This window comes from Agrobacterium sp. Azo12 (assembly GCF_029193765.2).
In the GTDB taxonomy this organism is placed as follows: Bacteria; Pseudomonadota; Alphaproteobacteria; order Rhizobiales; family Rhizobiaceae; genus Agrobacterium.
Window position 1 is genome coordinate 1,862,404 of the sequence record NZ_JARFYO020000001.1, and the last position, 25,809, is coordinate 1,888,212.

At 56.1% G+C, this 25,809-nt stretch carries 27 protein-coding genes; 17 read left to right on the plus strand and 10 right to left on the minus strand.

Annotation, left to right across the window (positions count from 1 at the left end):
• Positions 1-99: 99 nt before the first annotated feature.
• Entirely contained in the window at positions 100-720 is a 621-nt protein-coding gene (locus tag PYL13_RS08670) for a DUF922 domain-containing Zn-dependent protease (protein ID WP_441296634.1), read from the minus strand.
• 104 nt (positions 721-824) lie between these two features.
• On the opposite strand from PYL13_RS08670, the gene folP reads away from it, so the two are divergent.
• From folP to folK, 3 genes are read left to right on the plus strand one after another with little or no spacing between them, the layout of a single operon-like run.
• On the plus strand, positions 825-1,691 hold the full coding sequence (folP, locus tag PYL13_RS08675; protein ID WP_441296661.1) for a dihydropteroate synthase: 867 nt from the start codon (positions 825-827) through the stop codon (positions 1,689-1,691).
• Entirely contained in the window at positions 1,688-2,053 is a 366-nt protein-coding gene (gene folB / locus PYL13_RS08680) for a dihydroneopterin aldolase (RefSeq protein WP_192487757.1), read from the plus strand. The genes folP and folB overlap by 4 nt, the downstream gene beginning before the upstream one ends.
• A complete protein-coding gene (gene folK, locus PYL13_RS08685; RefSeq protein ID WP_275641024.1) occupies positions 2,046-2,561 on the plus strand; it encodes a 2-amino-4-hydroxy-6-hydroxymethyldihydropteridine diphosphokinase in 516 nt (171 codons plus the stop codon). Before folB ends, folK begins: the two co-directional genes overlap by 8 nt.
• Before the next feature lie 24 nt (positions 2,562-2,585).
• On the opposite strand, the gene PYL13_RS08690 is transcribed toward folK, so the two are convergent.
• The 4 genes from PYL13_RS08690 to PYL13_RS08705 form a co-directional block, all read right to left on the minus strand.
• Positions 2,586-3,140 (minus strand): hypothetical protein, encoded by a 555-nt coding sequence (locus PYL13_RS08690; RefSeq protein WP_192487759.1) that lies wholly within the window; start codon positions 3,138-3,140, stop codon positions 2,586-2,588.
• 167 nt (positions 3,141-3,307) lie between these two features.
• Positions 3,308-4,369: a YcjF family protein gene (locus PYL13_RS08695; RefSeq protein ID WP_275641025.1), complete on the minus strand. Its 1,062-nt coding sequence runs from the start codon at positions 4,367-4,369 to the stop codon at positions 3,308-3,310.
• On the minus strand, positions 4,366-5,829 hold the full coding sequence (locus PYL13_RS08700; RefSeq protein WP_275641026.1) for a YcjX family protein: 1,464 nt from the start codon (positions 5,827-5,829) through the stop codon (positions 4,366-4,368). The genes PYL13_RS08695 and PYL13_RS08700 overlap by 4 nt, the downstream gene beginning before the upstream one ends.
• Positions 5,830-5,940: 111 nt before the next feature.
• Positions 5,941-6,465 carry a SixA phosphatase family protein gene (locus PYL13_RS08705; protein ID WP_275641027.1) on the minus strand — a complete coding sequence of 175 codons (525 nt, stop codon included), beginning with the start codon at positions 6,463-6,465 and terminating at the stop codon, positions 5,941-5,943.
• 245 nt (positions 6,466-6,710) lie between these two features.
• Between PYL13_RS08705 and dksA the strand changes: the two genes are divergently transcribed.
• Positions 6,711-7,130 (plus strand): RNA polymerase-binding protein DksA, encoded by a 420-nt coding sequence (gene dksA, locus PYL13_RS08710; protein WP_192487762.1) that lies wholly within the window; start codon positions 6,711-6,713, stop codon positions 7,128-7,130.
• Between the two features lie 100 nt (positions 7,131-7,230).
• On the opposite strand, the gene PYL13_RS08715 is transcribed toward dksA, so the two are convergent.
• Positions 7,231-8,574, minus strand: coding sequence for a flagellar biosynthetic protein FliO (locus tag PYL13_RS08715; RefSeq protein WP_368077677.1), 1,344 nt, complete (start codon positions 8,572-8,574; stop codon positions 7,231-7,233).
• A gap of 323 nt (positions 8,575-8,897) precedes the next feature.
• Between PYL13_RS08715 and cckA the strand changes: the two genes are divergently transcribed.
• The 6 genes from cckA to PYL13_RS08745 all read left to right on the plus strand — a co-directional run bounded on the left by cckA (position 8,898) and on the right by PYL13_RS08745 (position 16,569).
• Entirely contained in the window at positions 8,898-11,504 is a 2,607-nt protein-coding gene (cckA, locus tag PYL13_RS08720; protein ID WP_275641028.1) for a cell cycle histidine kinase CckA, read from the plus strand.
• 69 nt (positions 11,505-11,573) lie between these two features.
• Positions 11,574-12,293 (plus strand): helix-turn-helix transcriptional regulator, encoded by a 720-nt coding sequence (locus tag PYL13_RS08725; protein ID WP_275641029.1) that lies wholly within the window; start codon positions 11,574-11,576, stop codon positions 12,291-12,293.
• 177 nt (positions 12,294-12,470) lie between these two features.
• Positions 12,471-12,827, plus strand: a complete 357-nt coding sequence (gene clpS / locus PYL13_RS08730; protein ID WP_275641030.1) for an ATP-dependent Clp protease adapter ClpS — start codon at positions 12,471-12,473, stop codon at positions 12,825-12,827.
• Between the two features lie 10 nt (positions 12,828-12,837).
• A complete protein-coding gene (clpA, locus tag PYL13_RS08735; protein WP_275641031.1) occupies positions 12,838-15,339 on the plus strand; it encodes an ATP-dependent Clp protease ATP-binding subunit ClpA in 2,502 nt (833 codons plus the stop codon).
• Between the two features lie 133 nt (positions 15,340-15,472).
• A complete protein-coding gene (locus PYL13_RS08740; RefSeq protein ID WP_275641032.1) occupies positions 15,473-16,228 on the plus strand; it encodes an AzlC family ABC transporter permease in 756 nt (251 codons plus the stop codon).
• On the plus strand, positions 16,228-16,569 hold the full coding sequence (locus PYL13_RS08745) for an AzlD domain-containing protein (protein ID WP_192487904.1): 342 nt from the start codon (positions 16,228-16,230) through the stop codon (positions 16,567-16,569). The genes PYL13_RS08740 and PYL13_RS08745 overlap by 1 nt, the downstream gene beginning before the upstream one ends.
• Positions 16,570-16,659: 90 nt before the next feature.
• On the opposite strand, the gene PYL13_RS08750 is transcribed toward PYL13_RS08745, so the two are convergent.
• The 4 genes from PYL13_RS08750 to PYL13_RS08765 are packed head-to-tail and all read right to left on the minus strand — an operon-like array spanning position 16,660 to position 19,539.
• Positions 16,660-17,082, minus strand: a complete 423-nt coding sequence (locus PYL13_RS08750; RefSeq protein ID WP_275641033.1) for an HIT family protein — start codon at positions 17,080-17,082, stop codon at positions 16,660-16,662.
• Between the two features lie 53 nt (positions 17,083-17,135).
• The gene (locus tag PYL13_RS08755) at positions 17,136-18,320 is read right to left on the minus strand and encodes a GNAT family N-acetyltransferase (RefSeq protein WP_275641034.1); all 1,185 of its coding nucleotides are present in this window, start codon (positions 18,318-18,320) and stop codon (positions 17,136-17,138) included.
• Positions 18,317-19,072, minus strand: a complete 756-nt coding sequence (locus PYL13_RS08760; protein ID WP_192487769.1) for a glycerophosphodiester phosphodiesterase — start codon at positions 19,070-19,072, stop codon at positions 18,317-18,319. The genes PYL13_RS08755 and PYL13_RS08760 overlap by 4 nt, the downstream gene beginning before the upstream one ends.
• Positions 19,069-19,539, minus strand: a complete 471-nt coding sequence (locus PYL13_RS08765; protein WP_275641035.1) for a RidA family protein — start codon at positions 19,537-19,539, stop codon at positions 19,069-19,071. The genes PYL13_RS08760 and PYL13_RS08765 overlap by 4 nt, the downstream gene beginning before the upstream one ends.
• A 118-nt stretch (positions 19,540-19,657) precedes the next feature.
• Here PYL13_RS08765 and PYL13_RS08770 point away from each other — a divergent pair, with 118 nt between their 5' ends.
• The 7 genes from PYL13_RS08770 (at position 19,658) to PYL13_RS08800 (ending at position 25,773) form a co-directional block, all read left to right on the plus strand.
• Complete coding sequence (locus PYL13_RS08770; RefSeq protein WP_275641036.1) at positions 19,658-20,503, plus strand: cell envelope integrity EipB family protein; 846 nt, start codon at positions 19,658-19,660, stop codon at positions 20,501-20,503.
• Between the two features lie 227 nt (positions 20,504-20,730).
• Complete coding sequence (gene rpsB, locus PYL13_RS08775; protein ID WP_259146593.1) at positions 20,731-21,498, plus strand: 30S ribosomal protein S2; 768 nt, start codon at positions 20,731-20,733, stop codon at positions 21,496-21,498.
• A 255-nt stretch (positions 21,499-21,753) separates the two neighbouring features.
• The gene (gene tsf, locus PYL13_RS08780; RefSeq protein ID WP_250982630.1) at positions 21,754-22,680 is read left to right on the plus strand and encodes a translation elongation factor Ts; all 927 of its coding nucleotides are present in this window, start codon (positions 21,754-21,756) and stop codon (positions 22,678-22,680) included.
• A gap of 98 nt (positions 22,681-22,778) precedes the next feature.
• On the plus strand, positions 22,779-23,501 hold the full coding sequence (gene pyrH / locus PYL13_RS08785) for a UMP kinase (protein WP_192487774.1): 723 nt from the start codon (positions 22,779-22,781) through the stop codon (positions 23,499-23,501).
• 65 nt (positions 23,502-23,566) lie between these two features.
• Positions 23,567-24,124, plus strand: coding sequence for a ribosome recycling factor (frr, locus tag PYL13_RS08790; protein WP_192487775.1), 558 nt, complete (start codon positions 23,567-23,569; stop codon positions 24,122-24,124).
• A 72-nt stretch (positions 24,125-24,196) separates the two neighbouring features.
• Positions 24,197-24,940, plus strand: coding sequence for an isoprenyl transferase (locus PYL13_RS08795; RefSeq protein ID WP_250982629.1), 744 nt, complete (start codon positions 24,197-24,199; stop codon positions 24,938-24,940).
• Positions 24,940-25,773: a phosphatidate cytidylyltransferase gene (locus PYL13_RS08800; RefSeq protein ID WP_192487777.1), complete on the plus strand. Its 834-nt coding sequence runs from the start codon at positions 24,940-24,942 to the stop codon at positions 25,771-25,773. Before PYL13_RS08795 ends, PYL13_RS08800 begins: the two co-directional genes overlap by 1 nt.
• Positions 25,774-25,809: the final 36 nt, after the last annotated feature.

Here is a 25,809-nt window from a genome sequence, read left to right on the forward strand (position 1 = left end):
CAAAGGTCTTGGGCTGACTGGACAGGGCACAGGTATTAGGGATGGATGAGGCGCGGCCCGCGGAAAAACAGCCCAACCGTTCAAGGGCAAACCGTCGCTTTAGTTCTCACGTGCCTTGAGACGGTGGCTGAGCAGGCGCATCATGCGTGCATCGAAGTTCTTGCTTTCGATACGGTCAAAACGCTGCTGATCGCTGTCATGTTCGGCCATGACCTTCTGCGTTGTGTCAGCCACTTGCGCTTGCAGTGCTTCACAGGTCTTTTGCGGGCGAAGACCTTTCAATCTTTTTTCCAGTATCCGGCCATAGCTGCGCGAAATCTCGGCGTGGCGTTCTTCATGCCGTTTGATATCGGCCGACAGCGTGTCCCAGATCAGCGCCAGATCGGCGCTGGTGCGTGCACGGTTTTTCCAGCGCGGCAGCAATATCTTGGTGTGTAGGGTGACCTTCACTTCGCCAATATTGCAGCGGCCGTCCTTTTCCACATAGGTCAGCTCACCGCCGAACTTGATTTCGGTGGCACCGGGATGTCTGGCACCTGTGGATTGTGTCAGTGGGCCGCGATTGGACAGTTCACGGTCGAGATCTGCCGCAGTTTTGCCCCCGATCTGGAAGTAGGAGATCGATTTCTGAAACTGGGTTTCCGCCTGTGTTGAATGCGTGAATGCAAACAGAAAAGCAGATGCGGCAACTGCACGCATGAGACCGGGTATAAAATTCATGTGCCAGACTGCCGGTTGAACTCGTGAAACGATTGCTGCATAGGCGGAGGTGATACAATACAAATTGGCGTGACTCTTTGTAATATCGAAAGGTCCTGACTGTGGTGATAACAGCCAACAACAAGGTGTGGCAAGCCGCTCATGGCCGAAGCCTGAAACTGGATAGGCGTGGCCGTATTATGGCCATCGTCAATGCTACGCCGGATTCCTTCTCCGATGGTGGCCAATTCAACACAGTGGATGCCGCCTTCAGTTATGCCATGACCTGCCTGTCGCAGGGGGCCGACATCATCGATATCGGCGGCGAATCCACCCGTCCTGATGCCAGTGTCGTTGGTGCTGCAGAAGAGCAGGACAGGGTGCTGCCACTGATTGAAAAGCTGTCACAAGAAACTGATGCACTGCTGTCCATCGATACCTACCGGGCTGAAACGGCTCGCCTTGCCGTTGCGGCCGGTGCCCATATCATCAATGATGTCTGGGGGCTGCAGAAGGATCCGGATATGGCCTCAGTGGTCGCAGAGACCGGCGCCGGCGTCTGCATCATGCACACCGGACGTGAGCGCCAGAAGCTGGCTGACGTGATCGATGACCAGATTCATTTTCTGAAACAATCGCTACAATCCGCTGAAAAGGCAGGCATAAAACGCGATGCCATCATGCTGGACCCCGGTTTTGGTTTTGCCAAGGACACGCAGGAGAATATGGCGCTGATGGCAAGGTTTGGTGAGTTGCAGGCGCTTGGCCTGCCGATTCTGGCCGGCACATCGCGCAAACGTTTTATTGGCGCTGTCACCGGGCGGGAGGTCGCCAGCGACCGCGACGCCGGTACCGCCGCCACCACCGCCTTGTTGCGCATGGCAGGTGCGGTGGTGTTTCGCGTTCACAATGTTGCCGTCAACCGTGATGCGCTGGCGATGGCAGATGCCATGCTTGCCGCGCGCAAGGTCCAATCAGGAGAAGAAGAATGAGCCGCTACACAATCCTTTTGAAAAACTGCTCCTTCTTTGCGCGCCATGGTGTGCTTGATCAGGAAGAGGCGCTGGGTCAGCGGTTCTTCGTCGATGCGGAAATGGAGGTCGAGGCTGGCGATGCGCTGGAGACCGACAATATCGACAACACCGTCGATTATGGCGTGGCCTTTGCCGTCATCGAAAAGATCGTCATTGGCAAGCGCCGTTATCTCATCGAGGCACTGGCCAATGATATCGCGTCTGCGCTACGCCAGCGTTACCCGCAGATCGTGCGCGTCAACATCACGGTGCGCAAACCGTCAGCGCCGGTTCCCGGCATTCTCGACTATGCGCAGGTCAGTGTAGAACAACATGCCTGACATGGAATGGACCATTGCAGCCCTTGGGCTAGGCGGCAATATCGGTGACCCGCAAGCCAGTATGGCACAGGCGCTGAAACTGATTGACGAGGACGCCGATTGTGGCGTGCTGGCCGTGTCGAAACTTTATCGCACACCGCCATGGGGCAAAACCGATCAGGCCGATTTTTACAATTGTTGTGCGCTGGTCAAAACACGCTTGCAGCCGCTGGCGCTTCTTGATCGTTGTCTTGAGATAGAGCGCGGCATGAAACGTGTGCGTATTGAGCGCTGGGGGCCGCGCACCATCGATATCGATGTGTTGACCTATGGCGATGTGACGCTGCAATCGGAGCGGATTGAAATTCCACATCCACGCATGACCGAGCGCGCCTTCGTTATGGTGCCGCTTGCCGATATTGCCGCTGGTATGGTGATAAAGGGCAGGGCCGTGTCGCAGTGGCTGTCCGGTCTCAGTGCTGAGGGCATTTTCGAGGCAAATAAAAACCCGCTCTGGTGGCGGGTTTAAAGGGGTCGTCAGAATTGGTTCGGCTTATTTCTTAATAGAGCCGACAGCAATCTGGTCAATGTCGCGTGCCAGTGTCAGGCCGATAACCGGAACCATCTGGTCTGCTACTTTCACCGAAATGGTGATGTTCATGGAATTGCCGTTCTGTACGCGGGCAACCATGGCACCGTTCAGCTTTGAGCGGTTGATGCCAACCACAACCTTGTCGCCGGAAACCTGACCGGACACGATGTCCAGACCCTTGCCTTCAGCGCCGTCAAGGAACTTGCCGGTGTAACCATTGCCGCTGCGGGTAATGGTGGCCGACATCGGCTGCTTGAACACGCCAACGCGGCAGGTGCCACCCAGCTTGATGCCGGTTTCCTTGCCGTCAGCAGGTTCGCCCACCAGGTCACAGGTAAACTTGGTGCCTTTGTATTTACCGGCAACAATCTCGCCCGGACCCTTCCAGGAGCCGGCAACCGACGAGAAAAAAACGTCGTCAGCGGAGGCTGCATTGGCAGCGCTCGGCGTCATTGAAAATGCAAGCGGCACAACAGCGGCAAATCCGCACACGACCGAAAAGAAGCGCGAATACATGATACTTTCCTTGGCGAAAATGCCTCGATTTGATGGGGCTAATGTATTGCGGGAATGGTTAATGTTTGGTTTATTTCGGGTGAGGAATTGACAGGTTGGTAAGTTTTGAAGCGCCTTTTCGCGGCTTCAACCCTGTGTAGGCAGGGGTGGAATTTACACCTTTTGCCTCAGGCCTGACCCTTCAGATCAGGCCGCAAATCCGAGATGAAATCGCTGATGCCAGGCCGTTTCAAGGCGCGGAATGGCAGCGGGCGGCACAGATCCATGGCGGCAATACCGATGCGGGCAGTCATCAGCCCGTTGATCATGCCTTCACCGAGCCGGGCCGAGAGTTTGGAGGCCAGACCATGGCCCAGAACCTGCTGTGCCAGCCCGTCACCGACCGCAATTGAACCGGTGACAGCCAGATGTGCAATGACATCGCGCAGCAGGCGCATCATGCCAATCGAGCCCGGGCGGCCGCCATAAAGTTCGGCCATGGAACGGACAAGCCGCACCACTTCAAACAACACATAGGCCAGGTCGACAATGGCGCGCGGACTGACGGCGGTAACGATCGACACGCGCTTGGAGGCGTTGAGAATAAGCGCACGCGCCTGCCGGTCGATAGGTGTCAGCAATTCACGCTCGGCAAAATCCAGCAGATGCGGGCCGTCGATAATATCGTCCTGCGTTGCCTTCAATGCTGCGCGGCCCTTGGCGGTTTCAGCGCGGTGCGACAGGATGTTTTCAAGCTTGGCAACAACGGATTTCGCAGCGGTTGCCTTGCGCTCCAGCGCGGCCTGTTCAGCTTCGACCTTGAGCGATTGCACGGCGTTAAGCCGCCATATGCCAGCCACCTCGCGGGCCACGATCACCAGCAGCGCCAGAACGGCAATCGCCACGGCGGTTATGGCAGTGTAACCCAGCCAGTCGGCGCGGGTGAACAGATCACGGATCAGCTGGTCGGCCCACAGGCCAAGCGCCAGCGACAACAGGAAACCGAAAGCACCGATTGCCAGCTTGCCGAAGGAAAACCGGTGCGGGCGCGGTTCGGCAACCGGCGGCGCAAGGCCCGCATCCACGCCGCCCAGAAACGGATCATCCTCGTCAGGCGTTATGGCAACTTCGCCGGCAAAGGCCTGCGGTAGACGACGCACTGGCGGTGGCTGCTGTTTTTCTGAGTCGAGAGAAAATGCCTCGGGGCGTCTTTTGCCTGGTGTCGGGCCATCATTGTTGAAATTGGTCATGCGAGCCTGTCTCCGAAAAGGAACTGCATGGCACGGTCAAGCCGGATATGGGGAACCGAGAGCTTGATGCCACCGCCAGTTTCTTCGATCTGCGGCGGCCGGAACCGCACAAAATTAATGTCGGGCATGCCGTCACTATTATCAGCGGCAAATAGCGGTTCGGGATTTTCCGGCAGGTCGCCGGGAAAGATTGCCGTGGCGCGGTTGCCGTCGAATATTTCGCCATTGATGCTTTCACCTGATATCGGCGTGCCGACGATCACCGGCAGGGTGTGGCCATCCTGTTTGACCGTTGCCTCACGCGTTGCACGCACCGAGGCCAGCGCCATCACGTCAATGCCGGCACCGCTCATGCCAATGCGGGTAATGGCGCGGTCCACCAGTCGGCGCGTCAGGCTTTCCAGCCGGTCATGGCTTTCATGGTGCAGATGGTCGGCCTTGGTGGCAGCCACCAGAACCTTGTCGATGCGCCGCCCCAGAAGCGACGACAGCAGCGTATTGGTGCCGGGACGGAAGCAGGCCAGCACGTCGCCCAGCGCCCGTTCCAGGTCGTGCAACGCTTCCTGACCGCGATTGACGGCCTGCAGCGCATCGATCAGCACGATCTGGCGGTCAAGGCGGGCAAAGTGTTCACGGAAGAACGGTTTCACCACGATGTTTTTATAAGCGTCGTAACGCCGCTCCATCATGGCGCGCAGTGAGCCCTTGGGGGCTTTTTCATCTGTCAGGCCCGGCAGCGGCGCAAAAGTCAGGGCAGGTGATCCTTCAAGATCGCCTGGCATCAGGAAACGGCCCGGTGGCAGGGTAGATAGCGACCGCTCATCGGATTTGCAGGCGCGCAGATAGCCGCTGAAATGTTCTGCCAGTTTCTTGGCTGTCATTTCATCGGCCGGTGCATTCACGTCGAGAGTGGCGGCATACTCCAGCCAGTCACGGGCCAGCTCTGCCCGCACGCCAGTTCTGGCCAATTCGACAGTCTCATTGCTGAACGTGTTGTAGTCGCGTTCTAGCAACGGCAGGTCCAGCAGCCATTCGCCGGGATAGTCGATAATGTCGATCGACAACTGGCCGGGCGACAACCAGCGACCCCAGCCGCTGGCGCTCTGGTAATCAATGGTAATGCGAAGCTCGGAAATGGCGCGGGTCGAATCAGGCCAGCTGCGGTCGCGCACCAGCGCCTGGATGTGGTCTTCGTACTGAAAGCGTGGAATGGCGTCGTCAGGCTGTGGTTCCAGCCGGATGGAGGACACACGGCCGGATCGCACCGGTTCAAACAGCGGCAAGCGGCCGCCATTCAGCAGATTATGCACCAGCGAGGAGATAAAAACCGTCTTGCCGGCACGCGAAAGGCCGGTCACGCCGAGCCGCAATGTGGGATGCGTCAAGGAACTTGCCCGGTCATAAAGATTGTCAAATGCGATCAGCGCGCCGTCTGTTATCGATGAAAGCGATGGGGGCAAGAGCAATTATCCCATTAAAATTAGAAATTTCTCCACAAATATAAGAAGGATTGGTGCTTAAAAAAGTGGCTGGAAAACAGAAATATACCGGGCCGACGGCGGCCGCGGCTTTTATGGCGCAATGAAATCTACAACTTTCCACTTCAGCGGCGATGCGTCGTCGCTGGCATCACAACTGAGCACCGCAAGGCCGGCGGTAGGGAAACCTGACGGTAAATGGCTGTGGAAATCATCTTCGCCAACCAGTGATTCCAAGAGGTCGGCAATAGTTGGATTATGGCCGATCAACATCACCGATTGACTTTCGCTTTGTGAGGAAATCAGGTCGAGATACGTTTGTTCGCTGGCATTATACATTTCATCAATGAAGGTAATCTCCGGCTGACCTGGCAGCGAACGGCGGATCGCATCGCTTGTCTGGCGGCAGCGTACAGCCGTTGAGCACAGGATGACCTGCGGGCGATAGCCCTTGTCAGCGGCCTTGTCCGCAATGATTTCCGCTTCCGCATAACCTCTGTCATCAAGTGTTCTGTCGAAATCTCCCTGACCCGGATTTGCCATGCCGGAATGGGCATGACGAAGCAGATAGACACGGTTGAGGGAAGTAGAGTGCAGCGCCATCTGTTGAGATTCCATTCTGTAAAATTCCGGTTCTTGAAGAATAGACTGCTTTGCCTCAAGTGTCCTCAAGGAATACGCGAATGCAATCAGTGTTTTGACGCTGGCTATTCACGGATTGTAAAAGGGATTAAAAAATGGACATTTAGCTGATTTTTGTGACAACTTTAAAAATGCCTTAAAACCTCTCAGAAGGCTTGAATCTCTATAGGTCCTTGGAGTATACACCGCCGCATAAGAGATGTTCTTCGAGGAGAATCGCGTTGAGTGAGAAGATCGATCTTAGTGACTATGTGCTCTCTGAGAATGATGAGTTCATGAATGCCAATCAGCGCGCGTACTTTCGTGCGAAACTGATTGGTTGGAAAAATGACATCCTTCGCGAAGCAAAAGAGACCCTTGGTCATCTCGCGGAAGAAAGTGCAAACCATCCTGACATTGCTGATCGCGCCTCTTCGGAAACAGACCGCGCCATCGAACTGAGAGCAAGAGACAGGCAGCGCAAGCTTATTTCCAAAATCGATGCTGCCTTGCAGCGTATTGACGAGGGAACCTACGGTTACTGTGAAGAAACCGGTGAGCCTATTGGCTTGAAACGGCTTGATGCCCGCCCAATCGCAACGCTTTCCATCGAAGCTCAGGAACGCCATGAACGTCGCGAGAAAGTTTATCGCGACGAGTGATCTCAAACGGTGAACGCCGATGAGTTTCAACTGACCAATAAAAAAGGCGCGTTTTACGCGCCTTTTTTCATGTCTGCTGATGGCAGATTGTGGCCCGTTATTACCGATCGCGTGTCACGGACATTTCGCCGAAGATGCGCGCCATTTCCTTCTGGATCTCGTTTTCGGTCGAGGCGCCGGAAATGGGCGGGGCAGAAGGGTCACGGCGTGGTTGCTGCTGTGTGCTGGTAACCTGCGCAAAACCTTGCTCAGCAGCAGGAGCGCTCTTGGCGATTTCCGCTTCCAGGAACTTTTCAAAGTCGCTGCTCAGAGCCTCGTTCGACAAAGTTGGCTCAGGGGCGGGTGCGACCGGCTTGATTGGCGGTTCAACAGTGTCGCGGTTTGGCAGAACACGGTTGCGCGCCGATTCCAGGATGTCGCCGGCATTGATCTCATCAAGCGTATAGGGCGACGTCTGCAGGATCGGTGGAGGCTCGACCGCTGTTGTCACAGCTGCTGGTTTGATGGGTGGCACGACATCGGGTGGTGTTGCAACGGCGGCAGGCACGGGGGCTGCGGCAACTACGACTGGCGGTCTGTCGATGACCGACGGTGCAATAGGGCCAGCAACCGGTGGAGCAGCCGGAGATGGCGCAGCTTGGGTGGTAGGCTGGGTAATAGGCGACTGGACTGCAGAAGCAGCTGGCGCGCTGGCAGGCGCTACAACGGGTGGCTCCTGGCGCAGTGGGCGTGGCGCCTCGGACGCAGGTTCAACCGATGGTGCCGGTCTTGCGACAGAGGGTTCCCTGGTCACGGATGGCGTTGCCACTGTCGGAGCAACAGCAGGGGCGGCCGGCGTGATGATTGGTGGCACCACAGGTGGTGGTGTGATGACAGGTGCAGGCGCTGAAGCCGGCGCAGAGGAAACGACCGGTGGTGGCGTGATCACGGGTGCCGGAGCCGGAGTAGGCGCAGGCGGCACGACCGGTGCGGCCACAGGGGCAGGGGTCACGATTGGCGCGGCGTTGACCGGCTGCTCATGGGTCACTTCACGGGTCTGCGAAATCGTGCGCGGGGTCTCGCGCTTCTCAACCTGCTCTTGCCGCTCATCATCATAAGGTGAGCTGGACAGAAGGTTGTCACGCTGATCGACCGGCGTCAGAACCGGAATGGCGCCAATGCCGCTTTCAATGACGATATCGGTCGGGCCGCCAATCATCACAAGATGTTCGACATTGTCCCGGCGCACCAGAACCAGCCGGCGGCGCGCATCGACAGCTGCCGCATCCAGCACCTGCAAGCGCGGCTGGCGATTTCTGCCGCCACGAATGAAGGGGGAAGAGCCGCCGCGCCGCTTTATCAGCCACAGGACGATAGCAAGACCGATTAATGCAACGCCAACACCGACGACAGCAATAATGAGATTGTTTCCGTACGAGCCGAGGGCCTCGTTCACCATATCCATGATAGTTGCGTCTTTCTAAAATTCGAAAGCGGACAAATCCTTATAAACGGATGTTACATTATCCGCTAAGTTGCTCAAAAAGACGATTTTTTTAAGTCGCTGACAAGATTTTATCGCTGTTGTCCCGGATTATATCTAACCTGCGGAGCAAATCATTCCGTATACACGCACTAATCTGTGGTGATTTCCTTCAATTTCTTGATGGTTTGATGGTGGTTATGTCGCAGCATAGCTTTTGGCTGGCTGGTTAACTTGCTACAAGGGCAAGAGGTGGGCGATTCCGTGTGTTTCACGGAAATGAGCTGCAAGAATACGAGGTTGAGATGACACGGGTGGGCCAGGCCAGCGAAAATGACGACCTGCCATTGATGGACAGGCAAGCCCGTTCAGGAACGGTTGTACGAATACTTTTCCTTGCGGTCATTCTGGTGGCCGCTGCCGTGGCCTTCGTCTATTTCAAGGATTCTCTCGAAAACGAGATCGTGCTGGGCATTCTTGGCGTGCTCGCCATGGTCGGCATATTTTTTCTGGTGTCGTCGATCATCGGTTTTATCGAGGTCATGCCGCAGTCGCGCTCCGACGTGCTGGCGAGACGCTTTCTGGCAAGCCATCCCGATGGGATCATCGTCACCGATCCCAAGGGCCGCATCGTTTATGCCAACAGCGCCTATTGCCAGATGACCGGCGCGGTCAAGGCCATGGATATCCAGAGCCTTGAGACGCTGCTGTCGCGCAATCGCGAATCGACCGAAGCACTGTACCGGCTGATCAACAAACTGCGCGAAGGCCAGAGCGGCCACGAAGAATTCCGGCTGCTGAAATCGATCGGTGATGGCACGACGTCATCCGGCCCGCATTGGTACCGCCTGAAAGCCCGTCTGTTGATCGAGGCCAGCGGCGATGCGTTGCACGTGTTCCAGATCATCGACATCACCGCCGAGCGTGAAGATCAGGAGAGATTTTTCCGCGAGCTGCAAAATGCCATCGATTATCTCGACCACGCACCATCAGGTTTCTTCTCGGCCGGTAAGAAGGGTGAGATTATCTATTTGAACGCCACGCTGGCCGAATGGCTGGGGATCGACCTTGCCCAGTTTGCGCCGGGTTCAATGACAGTGTCCGATATTGTGGCGGGCGAGGGCATGGCTTTGCTGCAATCGGTCAAGCCGTCGGCTGGCCAGTCACGCACCGAAACGGTTGATCTGGACATGCGCAAGGCCAATGGCCAGAGCGTGCCGGTTCGCCTCGTGCACAAGGTTGCCGCCGCCCGCGATGGTTCTATCGGCGAAAGCCGCACCATCGTGCTGATGCGCACCAATGTCGAAAGCGATGATCGGTCGGCCTCGGCCATGCGCTTCACCCGCTTTTTCAACAACACGCCAATGGCTATTGCCTCGCTGGACGGGCAGGGCCGCATTCTGCGCACCAATGCGCCGTTCCTCAAACTGTTCTCGTCGGTGGTTAGTCGTGATGATGTTGATCGCGGCATTCCGTTTGAAAAGGTCATCCACGACAATGAAAAGGGTCATCTGGCGCATGCGCTGGAAGCAGCCCGTGACCGTCAGGGCGATATTGCACCCTTCGATTCCCGTCATCCGGGCGAAGAAGGCCGCCATTTCCGCTATTACGTGAATGCGGTTATCGACCAGAATGAGGAGGCGCCTGAAGAGGTCGCCATCGTTTATGCCATCGAGGTGACAGAGCAGAAGGCGCTCGAAACCCAGATGGCACAGACCCAGAAGATGAACGCAGTCGGCACGCTGGCCGGTGGCATCGCGCACGACTTCAACAACGTGCTGACCGCCATCCTGCTGTCGTCTGACCATCTTTTGTTGCAGGCGCGTCCAGCCGACGCCTCCTTTGCCGACCTGATGGAAATCAAGCGCAACGCCAACCGTGCGGCCGTGCTGGTGCGCCAGTTGCTGGCCTTCTCGCGTAAGCAGACCATGCGTCCAGCCGTGTTGAACATGACCGATGTCGTCGGTGACCTGCGCATGTTGGTCGACCGGCTGATTTCCGGCACCAATGTCAAGCTGGAGGTCGATTACGGCCGTGACCTGTGGTCGGTCAAAACCGATCTGTCGCAGTTCGAACAGGTGCTGATCAATCTGTGCGTCAATGCGCGTGATGCCATGCCAAACGGTGGTACCATTCGTATCAAGACGCGCAACATCAGCACTGAAGACGCTGCCGCGCTGAACAGGCCAGACATTCCAATCGAAGAACTGGTGATGATTGAAGTGTCCGATACCGGCACCGGTATTGCGCCTGAAATCATGGACAAGATTTTCGAGCCGTTCTTCACCACCAAGGATGTTGGTAAGGGCACCGGTCTTGGCCTGTCGATGGTCTATGGCATCGTCAAACAATCCGGCGGTTACATCTACCCCGAATCGGAAGTGGGCAAGGGCACGGCATTCCGTATCTTCCTGCCACGCCACATCGTCGAGGTTGTTGCCGTTGATCCTGAAGTCGCCGCTGCCGCTGGCGATAAAAAGCTACTCGGCGCAGCACCAGCCGCAGCTGCCAAGAATGACGATGTCGACCTGACCGGCAAGTCTGCCGTCGTTCTTCTGGTGGAAGACGAAGAGGCTGTTCGCCGTGGTGGAAAGCGTATGCTGGAAACCCGTGGTTACACGGTGCACGAGGCCGGTTCCGGCATCGAGGCGCTGGATGTGATGGAAGAGCTGGAAGGCAAGGTTGATATCGTTGTCTCCGACGTTGTCATGCCGGAAATGGATGGCCCGTCGCTGCTGCGCGAACTGCGCAAGAACTATCCAGACATGAAGTTCATTTTTGTATCCGGTTACGCAGAAGACGCCTTTGCCAAGAACCTGCCTGAGGATGCCAAGTTCGGCTTCCTGCCCAAACCGTTCTCCTTGAAACAGCTGGCCGTTGCGGTTCGTGAAATGCTTGATAATGAAGGGTGATCTCCTCCTTCTCTCTCTTGGCGTCCGGACAAGGCCGGGCGCATTCACGGCGACAGGCCGCGTGATGTCTTGACGATAGGCAGCACTGACTGGGCAGATATCGTACTGAGAACCAACCGGGTATCGTCAGTTGAACAGGCCGCGAAGGTGCTTTCCGACGTACAGTGGCTGTTTGGTTTCCGCGCCTATTATGTGTTCGACCGACCGAAGGCGAGCAGCTTGGGCTTTGAAGAATCGCACCAGTTTTCCAATTTGACGGATCTGTTTCTGTCACGGTTGAAGGCAAGCGTGCCTGACTTCGAAGACAAGATCTTCATTGATTCCCTGTCGCGGCTCATGCCTGTGCCGTGGTTTATGGAGGAATACAGCAAGCGCGCCATGTTGAGCGATGCGGCGGTTAAGCTGTTTACGGAATCACGGCTGATCATGGGCGTGAATTTTCCAGGCTTTGGGCTGTGGGACAAGATTCGTATCGTCGGTTTTGCTGGCGCTCGAAAAAGGCCGGAACGTGACGAGCTTGATCAACTTAATTTGTTGATGATCCAGATGCATGAACGCCTGTCTTTGGTGTTCAAGCCGCAGGACAACACTGAAACCACGATGACATCTCTCGAAAAGCAGGTGCTGCACGCCGTTTCGGAAGGAAATCGTGTGGCGCATGTGGCCGGAAATCTTGGTCTTTCCACACGCACAGTTCAATATCTGATGAATTCCATTTGCCGAAAGCTGGATGCTTCTTCGGTAGAACATGCCGTTGCCAGTGCCTTGCGACAGGGGCTTATCTACTGAAATACTGAACTTTATGCCCTTTGCGATGGTGTTCGTAAAACTGCAAGTAAATTCATTTGATTTTACGGTTGCGTCAAAGGGGCTTAAAATCGCAATCTGAACACTTAAATAAGTGGGGAAGGGATTTGATTTCCGATATGATCTCCCCACCGGAATTGATTTGGAGAATGATGAAACATGATCGCTATGCCGATCTACATGCAGGGTGAAGGTGACAATGATGGTGAAGGCGGTACCAACCGCGGAACATCGGTTATCACCCGCACTAAGCCCAAAACCAAAAAACCAAATCTCTACCGGGTTTTGCTTTTGAACGACGACTATACGCCAATGGAATTCGTGATCCATATTCTGGAGCGCTTTTTCCAGAAAGACCGCGAAGCGGCAACGCGTATCATGTTGCACGTCCATCAGCATGGGGTCGGTGAATGTGGTGTCTTTACATATGAAGTCGCCGAGACGAAAGTAAGTCAGGTCATGGATTTCGCCCGACAGCATCAGCATCCGCTGCAATGCGTCATGGAAAAGAAATGAGGATCGCAACGTGCCAACTTTTTCCCCAAGTCTTGAGAAGGCGCTGCATCAGGCATTGACCTTTGCCAACGAGCGTCATCATGAATATGCAACTCTTGAACACCTGCTTCTGGCACTGATCGACGATGCAGACGCAGCAGCCGTTATGGGTGCGTGCAACGTCAATCTGGACGTTCTGCGCAAGACCGTCGGCGACTATATCGATAATGAACTGTCCAACCTCGTCACCGGTTATGATGAGGATTCCAAACCGACATCCGGTTTCCAGCGCGTCATCCAGCGTGCGGTCATTCACGTCCAGTCGTCTGGCCGGGAAGAGGTAACAGGCGCCAACGTGCTTGTTGCGATCTTTGCCGAGCGTGAAAGCCACGCCGCTTACTTCCTGCAGGAGCAGGAGATGACCCGTTACGATGCGGTCAACTACATCTCCCACGGTATCGGCAAACGTCCGGGTACGTCCCAGACCAGAACACCGCGTGGGTCCGAAGACGGCGAACCGGAAAACAAGGCTCCGCGCAGTGACGAGGATGCCGGCCCGAAAAAGCAGCAGGACGCCTTGAAGGCTTACTGCGTCAACCTCAATGAAAAGGCCAAGGTCGGCAAGATCGATCCGCTGATCGGCCGCCACGAAGAGGTCAACAGGACCATTCAGATCCTGTGCCGTCGCTCCAAGAACAACCCGCTTTATGTGGGTGATCCTGGCGTCGGTAAAACGGCGATTGCCGAAGGTCTGGCCAAGCGTATCGTGGAAGGCAAGGTGCCGGAAGCACTGCGCAACGACACGATCTTCTCGCTCGACATGGGCACGCTTCTTGCGGGCACACGCTATCGCGGTGACTTTGAGGAACGTTTGAAGCAGGTCGTCAAGGAACTCGAAGAGTTTCCTGGTGCGGTGCTGTTCATCGACGAAATCCACACGGTTATCGGTGCTGGTGCGACCTCCGGTGGCGCAATGGATGCTTCAAACCTGTTGAAGCCAGCCTTGTCCTCCGGTTCCATCCGCTGCATCGGTTCGACGACCTACAAGGAATATCGCCAGTTCTTCGAAAAGGACCGGGCCTTGGTTCGTCGCTTCCAGAAGATCGACGTCAATGAGCCATCGATCGATGATGCTATCGAGATCATGAAGGGCCTCAAGCCATATTTCGAAGATTACCATCATCTTCGTTATACCAATGAAGCCATCAAGGCGGCGGTTGAGCTGTCGGCACGTTACATTTCCGACCGCAAGCTGCCAGATAAGGCAATTGACGTGATCGATGAAACCGGTGCCGCACAGATGTTGCTGCCAGCGTCGCGTCGTCGCAAGCTGATCACCGAAAAGGAGATTGAGGTTACGATTGCCACCATGGCCCGTATTCCGGCTAAAACCGTTTCCAAGGACGACGAGATGGTTCTCGCCAACCTTGAAAAGGAACTGCTGTCGGTCGTTTACGGTCAGGATACGGCAATTGAAGCTCTGTCCACAGCCATCAAGCTGGCCCGTGCGGGCTTGCGCGAACCCAACAAGCCGATCGGCTCCTATGTCTTCTCCGGCCCGACGGGCGTGGGCAAGACCGAGGTTGCCAAGCAGCTTGCTGCGTCGCTCGGTGTGGAGATGCTGCGCTTCGACATGTCGGAATATATGGAACGTCACACCGTTTCGCGGTTGCTTGGCGCACCTCCCGGCTATGTCGGTTTCGACCAAGGCGGTCTGTTGACCGATGGCGTCGATCAGCATCCGCATTGCGTCGTGCTGTTGGACGAAATCGAAAAGGCCCATCCAGATATCTACAACATCCTGTTGCAGGTTATGGACCACGGCTCGCTGACCGACCACAACGGCAAGAAGATCGACTTCCGCAACGTCATTCTGATCATGACGACCAATGCGGGCGCATCGGAAATGGCCAAGTCGGCAATCGGTTTCGGTTCGTCCAAGCGTTCGGGTGAGGATGAAGAGGCGTTGAACCGCCTGTTCACACCGGAATTCCGCAACCGTCTGGATGCGATCATTCCGTTCTCGCCGCTGCCGACCACCGTTATCCACCGCGTGGTTCAGAAGTTCGTTATGCAGCTGGAAAGCCAGCTTTCCGAGCGTAACGTTACTTTCGACCTGCATGAGGATGCGATTGCCTGGCTTGCAGAGCGTGGTTACGACGAAAAGATGGGCGCACGTCCGCTCAGCCGCGTCATTCAGGAACATATCAAGAAGCCTCTGGCCAATGAGATCCTGTTCGGCAAGCTGAAAAAGGGCGGTGTCGTTACCGTGACCGTCGGCAAGAAGGACGATGGCAAGGACGGTCTGGTTCTGGAATCTCATCCAGAAACCGCACCGGTCAAGCCAAAGCCGGAAGCCGAGTTGAAAGCTGCCAAGGCAGCCAAGACAAAGGTCAAGGCTGCCAGCAAAACGGCCAAGGCCGAGCAGGCAGAAGCCGAGGTTCTGGTAGTGGACGAGCCGGAAAAGGCAAAGTCTGAAACCAAGGCACCACGCAAGGCCAATACGGTGCCGAAGGTGCCAAAGAAGAAATAAGCGACAGCTTGTTATCAACGAAGTGCCGGGTAAAACCCGGCACTTTTTATATGGGCCCGGCACTGTTCACAAAACATTCGGGCCACCGTTTTTGACCTGCGCGCAGCAGGTTGTGATCCATGAAAGCGTGACAATGTCTGCGGAAGTAAATCAGGGTACGCATGCCCTGTGGTTTGCCAAGGGAATGAAGGGGATATTCTCCTTGCCCGCCATGATCCTCATGGCGTCCTTCATTGGCTTTAGCGCCTTTGCCCTGGAATCCGGTTTTACCCGTGAACAGGCTGTGTTCATGACCTTTACCGTCTGGGCCTTGCCAGCCAAGATGATCCTGATCGGTTCGATGTTGGGTGGCGCCAATCTGGCGGCATGTTTCCTGGCGGTGACATTGTCTTCCGTGCGCATGATGCCGATGGTCGCCTCCATCGTGCCGGACCTGAAAACCTCACGCACACCCACCTGGCTTTTGCTGTTTCTGTCGCATTTCGTGGCAATTACCGCCTGGGTGTTTACCACCCAGAACATCAATTCCGTGCCACGTCCGTTTCGTGCGTCGTGGTTTGCCGGTTTTGCCATCACGCTGACACTGGTCAATACGCTAATCGTGGCGGTGTCCTTCGGCATCGTTGCGTCCTTTCCGCCGCTGGTGGCGGGCGTGCTGTTTTTCATGACGCCGGTCTACTTCGTGGCCTCCATCTGGGCGTCTGCCACCCATTCGGTGGTCAAGGTCGCCTTTATCATCGGCCTGATCGCCGGCCCGCTCTTTGCGATGATCGAACCGGAATTCGACATCATCTACGCTGGACTAGGCGGCGGCACGCTGGCTTATTTCATTGACCGCCGGTGGTTTCGCCGCAAGATCCAGTCGCAACCCGGGGAGATCGAACCATGATCGCCCTGGAAGGCTGGTGGCCCTATCTGTTGATTGCCGTTGCCGGGTGGCTTGCCACCGACATCTGGCGCTGGCTTGGCGTGATTGCCGGCAACAGGCTGAAAGAGGGCTCTGAGGCGCTGTACTGGGTGAGGGCGGTTGCCACCGCTCTTGTCATGGCCGTGACAGCCAAGCTGATCGTGTTTCCAACCGGCACGCTGGAGCAAACGCCGATGTGGTTGCGCATTGGTGCCGCCAGCCTCGGTTTTGCAGCGTTCCTGCTTTTGGGGCAGCGCGTGCTGGTGGGGGTGGCAGTGTCGATCCTGCTGCTGACCGCAGGGCTGTTGTTCATCGGTTTCTGAATTTGATACCGCGCATGAAAAAGGCAGCTTACCCCGGGGGAAGCTGCCTTTTCGTTTTTCTGTCAGACGCATTGATATGCGCCGAGATGATTACAGTGCGTCGCGCACCTTCTGTGCATTGGCAGCCAATACAGCGCCATCCTCCATCGTGCCGGAATGCGGCTTTAATGGAATGCCTTCCTTGCGTGGCACGACGTGGAAATGCAGATGGAACACGGTCTGGCCTGCCGCCGGCTCGTTAAACTGCGCGACGTAAACGCCATCCGCATCAAAGGCTTCCTTTGCGGCATTGGCGAGCTTCTGCACGACAGGCAGGGTCTTTGCCAGAACGGCCGGGTCAGCATCGAACAGATTGCGCGAACCGGTCTTTGGTATCACCAGCAGGTGACCCGGTGCCTGCGGCATCACATCCATGAAGGCCAGCGTGTCGTCATCCTCGTAAACCTTGTGGCAGGGAATTTCGCCACGCAGGATTTTTGCAAAGATGTTGTTGTCGTCATAACCGGTGGTCATTGGAAGCTCTCCTCATGAAATAAAGGGCAATAGACGGTCTGGAGATTAAAGGTTCACTCCTGCCGTTCGCCTTTGCGGAATGGGCTGTGGACGTCAAGATAGTCGCTGATCTGCTCTACTTCCTCACGCTCTCGTTCGAGATAGGCGGAAATGGCGTTGCGCAGACCGGCATGGGCAATGAAATGCGCCGAATGGGTGGTAACCGGCGTATAACCGCGCGCCAGCTTGTGTTCGCCTTGCGCACCGGCCTCCACCCGCTGCAGGCCGCGCGACAGCGCAAAATCGATGGCCTGATGGTAACAGACCTCAAAATGCAGATAGGGGTGGTCTTCAATGCAGCCCCAATGGCGGCCATACAGCGCATCGGAGCCGATGAAGTTGATGGCGCCAGCCACATAACGACCGTCACGCTTGGCCATGACAAGCAGAATGTCATCGGCCATGCGTTCGCCAATCAGCGAATAGAAGCTGCGGGTTAGATAGGGGCGTCCCCATTTGCGGCTGCCGGTATCCATGTAGAAGGTATAGAACTGGTCCCAGATTTCCTCGGTCAGGTCGCTGCCGGTTAGCCAGTCGATGCTGATGCCGTTATCCAGCGCTGCCTTGCGTTCTTTCCTCAAATCCTTGCGCTTGCGCGACGACAGCGCATCCAGAAAATCCGCATGGTCGCGGAACCCACTATTGATGAAATGGAACTGCTGGTCGGTGCGATGCAGAAAACCTGCATCCGTCAGAGCCTGTGTGTCACCATCCGGTGTGAAGGTGACATGGGCGGAGGAAACGCCAATCTTTTCCGTAACCTGACGAAGACCCGAGGCCAGTACCGGCCGGAAGCGGGCAGCATCGACATCACCTGCCGTCAGCAGGCGCGGGCCGGTTGCCGGCGTGAACGGCACTGAACATTGCAGCTTGGGATAATAGTGGCCGCCAGCCCGCTCGAAAGCATCGGCCCAGCCATGGTCGAACACATATTCGCCCTTGCTGTGGTTCTTGAGATAAGCGGGGATGGCGCCAACGAGAACGCCGTCGCCGCGCTCCAGCAGCATATGGTGGCCAAGCCAGCCGGTTTCTGGGGTGGCTGATCCGGACTGTTCCATGGCCGATAGAAAGGCATGGGAGACGAACGGATTATAAGGTTCCATCCGCATTGTTTTCGACGCGCCGGAAAGCCTGTTCCAGTCTTCCGGGTCGATATCGCCAAAGGATTGTTCAATGCGGATGGAGTATTCTTCGCTCATGCGTTTGCCGACTGGCTCTCTCTTGGGTCAGAACCGCGAGGGTCAAATCCCTCGAATGTCATCTGGTCTGCATATTTATAGGTAATCGCACGGGCATTTTCATCCCTTACCGTCCAGGTAATTACCGGAATGCTCAATTTGCGCTGCGCTTCGATGAAGCTGTTGGGCAAATGACCGTAGTGATAGGAAATGAAATCGATACCGATCTGCATCGCCTCGTCATGACGGAAAAACTCTTCCGGTTTGTCACCTTCTGCTGTCAGGCCGATTGGCCATGGCGAACCGGCCCTTTTAAGGTCCTTCAGCAGGTGGTGGTCAAAGCTCATCAGCGCAACTGGGCCCTGATAACCCTCAAGGTCTTCCAGCACGGCTTCGGCAAAACCGTCATCCACGCCGTCGCCTTCACGCCCCTTCAGTTCGATGACCAGCGGCACCTTGCCGGCGCAAAGCTTCAACAACTGTTTCAGGGTTGGAATACGGTCCTTTGTCTGGCCGACCGACAACAGGCCAAGCTCGGCGGAGGTCTTTTCGCGCACGTCACCCTTCATGCCGGTCAGGCGCTCCATGTCGTCATCATGGAAAACAACGGGAACGCTGTCTGCTGCCAGTTGCACGTCGCACTCAATGGCGAAACCGGCCTCTATGGCACGGCTGAAGGCGGACAGCGTGTTTTCCCACACCTGATGGTTCATGTCATGATAGCCGCGATGGGCAACGGGCTGGGCTGTCAGAAAGGCAAGCTTTACGGTCATACGTCTATTTCCACGATTGCGTCGATCTCGACGGCAGCATTGAGGGGCAGGGAGGCAACGCCAACGGCGGCGCGGGCATGTTGGCCCGCTTCACCGAAAACATGGCCAATGAGGTTCGAAGCCCCGTTGATGACAAGGTGCTGTTCTACAAATTCCGGAACCGAGGCCACGAAGCCGGTCAGCTTGACCACGCGGCGTACTTTGGCAAGGTCTCCATCAAGGGCGGCTTTGACCTGGGCGACGATGTTGACGGCGCACAGTTCTGCAGCGCGTTGGGCGCCTGCCACGTCGACATCTCGGCCCACATGACCGGTCACCGCAATCTTGCCTGATTCCATGGGCAATTGCCCGGAGACATAAAGAAGATTGCCGCTGATGGCGAAAGGAACGTAGTTTGCCGCAGGTGCCGCAGCAACTGGCAGTGTATAACCAAGCTCTTTCAGGCGCCCTTCAATGACATCAGACATTTTTGACTCGCGGTTTTGTTGTAAAACGAACAAGAATCCGGCATTCAGGATGGACGATCCCAAGCGACGGGCGCATGCTTTCTACAATATGGGCGATGAGTCCAACAGGAGATATTGAATGTTAGTTCGCAACATTGCGTTTGTTTTCGTCGCCAGCCTTTCAGGCTCCATTGCAGGCGCGGCGCAAGCAATGCCTGGCACTGCTGCGACAGGCCTGATTGCCCACCGTGCGGTTTATGATCTCGAACTGCGCGATTCCACCGATCGTTCCGGCATTGAAGATATGTCCGGCCGCATGGTCTACGAATTTACGGGCTCTGCATGTCAGGGATACAAAACCGATTTCCGTTTCGTCACCCAGATCAATACCGGCGATGCCGTGCGCATGACCGACCAGCAGACGACGACGTTTGAAGACGCGGCCGCAAAAAAGTTCACCTTCGACACCAAGTCGTTCACCGACGACAAGCTGGACAAGGAAGTCGGCGGCTCGGCTGCCGAATCGGACGCCGGCACGGTTGTCGATCTGGTGCGGCCCGATAGCCGCAAGGTCGATCTGGTGGCCAGCGACTTCCCGACCGAACACATGCTGCAGGTCATCGACAATGCTCGCGCTGGCAAGCGCATGTTCGAATCACGCATTTTCGACGGTTCCGACAATGGCGATGAAAGCCTGATCACCTCGACGCTGGTTGGCAAATCGCAGACACCTGTGTCGGATGACAAGGAAGCAGGAGAAGCGGGCCAGTTTTCCAAGGCGCCGTTCTGGCCTGTGACCATTGCTTATTTCAACGACAAAAGCGGCACGGATGCGCTGCCGATCTACCGTATGTCGTTCAAGCTCTATGAAAACGGCATCACCCGTGATCTGGTTCTCGATTACGGTGACTTTGTTTTGACCGGCAAGCTGAAAAAGCTCGATATTCTCGAAACGGCTTCCTGCGACAAGCAAACCCAGAAATGACATGGGCGTGCCTGAAAAGCGCGTAACAAACGCAGTTCAGGCGCCTGTTGTGTCAAAATTCTCTCTTATTCGCTTGCTTTTTTCGTGAAGCAGCGGTATGCGCCACACCATTCCACACGCGAAGCTTGGGATGTTCCGGGAGAAATCCGGTTCGTTCCGCCCGGTGGCACTCTTTAAAACAGTGCTGTTCGCTTCGCGGGGGTTAAACCGGAAAAGGAGTTACAGGCATGGCATTGCCAGATTTTTCTATGCGCCAGCTTTTGGAAGCAGGCATTCACTTCGGTCACCAGACACACCGCTGGAACCCGAAAATGAAGCCGTACATCTTCGGCGATCGTAACAACATTCACATCATCGACCTGGCTCAGACCGTTCCGATGCTGTCGCGCGCCCTTCAGGTCGTGTCCGACACCGTTGCTCGTGGCGGCCGCGTTCTGTTCGTTGGTACGAAGCGTCAGGCTTCCGACATCATCGCAGATAGCGCAAAGCGTTCGGCTCAGTACTACGTCAACTCGCGTTGGCTCGGTGGTATGATGACCAACTGGAAGACGATCTCCAACTCGATCCAGCGTCTTCGCAAGCTCGACGAGATTCTGAATTCGGAAGGCTCTGGCTACAACAAGAAAGAGCGTCTGACCCTTGAGCGCGAGCGCGAAAAGCTCGACAAGGCTCTCGGCGGTATCCGCGATATGGGCGGCACCCCAGACCTGATGTTCATCATCGACACCAACAAGGAAAAGATCGCAATCGAAGAAGCCAAGCGTCTTGGTATTCCGGTTGTTGCAATCATCGACTCGAACTGCGATCCGGATAGCATCGACTTCCCGATCCCAGGTAACGACGACGCTTCCCGCGCAATCGCGCTGTACTGCGATCTGATCGCTCGCGCTGCCATCGACGGCATCGCACGCCAGCAGGGCGCTTCGGGCCGTGACCTCGGCGCTTCCGAGGAGCTGCCAGTTGAGCCAGCTCTCGAAGACGAAGCAGGCGCCTGATATTAAGGCCGTTGGGCGACCTTAGGGTCGCCTTTCACAATCAGGATGCGCAAGGCCGTTTCTGACCGTCAGGTCGACGGCCTTGTTTGTTTAAGCCCGCTCTGTCCTTTGAGTTTTCGGGGCAGGGCGAGCTGATAAAGTTTCGTGATGGGTTTTTCATCACGCTGTCATAATACCGGGACATTCGTTCCAAAACTTGGCGTCGGTGCCGCGTGATTCCGCCGGTTGACCGACTGAAGCGACAAGAGGCACACAATGACTGAAATCACAGCCGCAATGGTAAAGGAACTGCGCGAGAAGTCCGGCGCAGGCATGATGGATTGCAAAAAGGCTCTGGCCGAAACCAATGGCGACATGGAAGCCGCTATCGATTGGCTGCGCGCCAAGGGTATCGCCAAGGCTGACAAGAAGTCTGGCCGTACCGCTGCTGAAGGTCTCGTTGGCATTGCAACGATCGGCCACAAGGCTGTTGTCGTTGAAGTTAACTCTGAAACCGACTTCGTTGCCCGTAACGATGCCTTCCAGGACATCGTTCGCGGTATTGCGCAGGTTGCTCTGACAACCGATGGCACTGTTGAGGCAGTTGCTTCCGCCAACTACCCTGCAACTGGCAAGTCTGTTTCCGACTCGCTCAAGGACGCTATCGCGACCATCGGCGAAAACATGACCCTGCGTCGTTCGGCTGCTCTCGAAGTTGAGCACGGCGTTGTTGCAACCTACATCCACAACGCTGCTGGCGACGGCATCGGCAAGCTGGGCGTTCTGGTTGCTCTGAAGTCTGTTGGCGACAAGGAAGTTCTGAACTCTGTTGGCCGTCAGGTTGCCATGCACATTGCTGCAACCAACCCGCTTGCTATCCGTTCTGAAGAAGTTGACGCTGCTGTTGCAGAGCGCGAGCGCAACGTATTCATCGAGCAGGCCCGTGAATCCGGCAAGCCAGAAGCCATCATCGAAAAGATGGTTGAAGGCCGCATGCGCAAGTTCTTCGAAGAAGTTGCTCTTCTGTCGCAGGCTTTCGTTGTCAACCCGGACATCACCGTTGGCCAGGCTGTCAAGGACGCTGAAAAGCTCGCTGGCGCTTCCATCGAAGTAACCGGCATGGTTCGTCTCCTGCTCGGCGAAGGCGTCGAAAAGGAAGAAAGCGACTTCGCTGCTGAAGTTGCAGCGGCTGCAAAAGGCTGATTGCCTCTTCACCAAACAGTGAAAAAGCTGAGGGCATCGCGTGACAACGCGGTGCCCTTCGTGTATCGGCGTTTCGGATAGATTGCGAAGGATCAACAATGTCTCCCAAACCGCTTTATAACCGTGTTCTTCTCAAAGCGTCTGGCGAAGCCCTGATGGGGGATCAGGGGTTCGGTATTGACGTGAATATCGTCGACCGTATTGCTTCTGATATTGCCGAGGCCCGCGCTATGGGTGTCGAGGTTGGCGTCGTGGTCGGCGGCGGCAATATTTTCCGCGGCGTCGCCGTGGCGTCCAAGGGTGGTGACCGGGTCACCGGCGACCATATGGGCATGCTGGCAACCGTCATCAACGCGCTGGCACTGGCGACATCGCTGCGCAAGCTCGATATCGACACCGTTGTGTTGTCGGCCATTGCCATGCCTGAGATCTGTGAGAGCTTCTCGCAGCGTGCGACGCTCTACCATCTGTCGCTTGGCCGCGTTGTGATCTTTGCCGGTGGCACGGGCAACCCGTTCTTCACCACCGACTCGGCTGCCGCACTGCGTGCAGCGGAAATGGGCGCACAGGCCATCTTCAAGGGCACGCAGGTGGACGGCATCTATTCTGCCGATCCGAAGAAGGTTCCGGATGCGACCCGCTTTGACGAGCTGACGCATTCCGAGGTTCTTGCCAAGGGCTTGGCAGTCATGGACGTTGCAGCCGTTGCACTGGCCCGTGAGAACCATATTCCGATCATCGTCTTCTCGATCCACGAGAAGGGCGGTTTTGCACAGATATTGACCGGCGGCGGCCGCAAGACCATCGTGCACGATAAATAATCAGTATGAGGCGATTCCGTTTCCCGGAATTTTGCCTTTGCTGCCTGAAAAAGATGGAGTGAAAAATGAGTGGTGTTGACCTCAATGACATCAAGCGTCGTATGGATGGCGCAATTAACGCATTCAAGAGCGATATCGCGTCCCTGCGGACGGGCCGTGCATCGGCCAACATTCTTGATCCGGTAACAGTTGATGCCTATGGTTCGCGTGTTCCGCTCAATCAGGTGGCCAACATTACCGTTCCAGAATCACGCATGCTTGGCGTGTCCATCTGGGACAAGACCATGGTTGGTGCTGTTGACCGCGCCATCCGCGAATCCAACCTCGGCCTGAACCCGATTGTTGACGGTCAGAACCTGCGTATTCCTCTGCCTGAACTGAACGAAGAGCGCCGCAAGTCGCTCGTCAAGGTCGCGCATGATTATGCCGAAAAGTCCAAGGTCGCTATTCGCCACGTTCGTCGTGACGGCATGGATGACCTGAAAAAAGCCGAAAAGGATGGCGACATCGGCCAGGACGAGAGCCGTTCGCTTTCTGAAAAGGTGCAGAAAATGACGGATGATACCATTACGGATATCGACCGCTTGCTTTCTGAAAAGGAAAAGGAAATCATGCAGGTTTGATGGCGTATTTACAGCCTCGTTACACTGCAGTCTTAATGCTTTTCGTGTCCGTTTTTGTTGACTTGGATCCCCATGCCAAACGTTGATAGTTCTTCTATTCCCGAGCATGTTGCCATCATTATGGATGGTAATGGACGCTGGGCAAAGCAACGTGGCCTTCCTCGTGTCATGGGACACAAGCGAGGCGTTGAGGCTGTGCGCGAGGTTGTGCGTGCATCTGCTGATTATGGCATCAGGTATCTGACCCTGTTTGCCTTTTCCTCTGAAAACTGGCGCCGTCCGGAAGCCGAGATCAATGATCTCCTGGGCCTCCTGAAGGCGTTCATCCGCCGTGACCTGGCTGACCTGCATCGCTCGAACGTGCGCGTTCGGGTGATTGGTGAGCGCACAAATCTCGGTTCGGACATCAAGTCTCTGTTGCTGGAGGCTGAGGAAACCACACGCAATAACACCGCACTGACGCTGGTGATTGCGTTTAATTACGGCTCGCGCGATGAAATTGCGCGTGCTGTCGCTGGCATGGCGCGGGATGTTGCTGCGGGACTTCTGTCTCCCGCCGACATTACCCCCGACAGCATCTCTGCACGGCTGGATACGGCCGGTATTCCAGACCCGGACCTGATTATTCGTACCAGCGGCGAGGAGCGTCTGTCCAACTTCCTTCTGTGGCAGGCCGCTTATTCCGAACTGGTGTTTGTGCCGGACTTCTGGCCAGACTTTGATCGCCATCACTTCATGGCAGCCCTAGAGCAGTACAGATTGCGTGACCGCCGCTTTGGCGGGTTGACAGCGCAGGCTGCTGTGGCTGGTGCCTGATGAGCCGTGAACTCAAGCTGCGGATCGTTTCCGCATTGGTCATGGCTGCGGTCATTCTGTTCGCAACATGGAACGGCGGAATGATCTTCCGTTTCGTGGCGGCGGCTATTGCCTTGTTGATCTATTACGAGTGGACCAAGATCACCAAGCTCGGTGAAACCAACCCTGCCGGTTATTCCTGGGGCTGGTTTGCCATTGCTGTCATTGCCGGCAATACGCTGTTTGGTGAACCGTCGCTCGATCTGCCATTGTTGTGCGGTTTCACGCTGACAGCGACGATTTTCCCCATTCTGCGCGGCAAGAACTGGTGGCTGGTTGGCGGCATCGTTTACGCCGGCCTCAGCGGCATTTCGCTGGCAGCCATCCGTGGCGATGACTTCCCCGGCCTCGTATCGATGCTGTTCATCTTCGCGGTTGTCTGGGGGACTGACATCCTGGCCTACTTCGTGGGCAGGGCGATTGGTGGTCCAAAGCTTGCCCCATCCATCTCTCCCGGCAAGACTTGGTCAGGTGCGATTGGCGGTACGGTTTCTGCCGTTATTGCCGGTGGTATCGTGGCCTTTGCCTATAAGGGTGAGCTGAGTTTCAGCGTCATTTTGCTGGCCGTGGTCTTGTCTGCCTTCAGTCAGATCGGTGACCTGTTCGAATCATTTATCAAGCGTCGTTTCGGCGTGAAGGATTCCAGCCATTTGATCCCTGGCCATGGCGGGGTTATGGACCGGGTTGACGGACTTGTTTTCGCCTGCTTTACCGTATTTGTAATCGCGGTTGTCCATGCCGCCTACACCGGTTACGCACCCGGTTCGACTGGTGGGCTTCTGCTGGGCTTTTGATTCGCAGATATTTCGCAATCGTGTGAAGAACGGAAG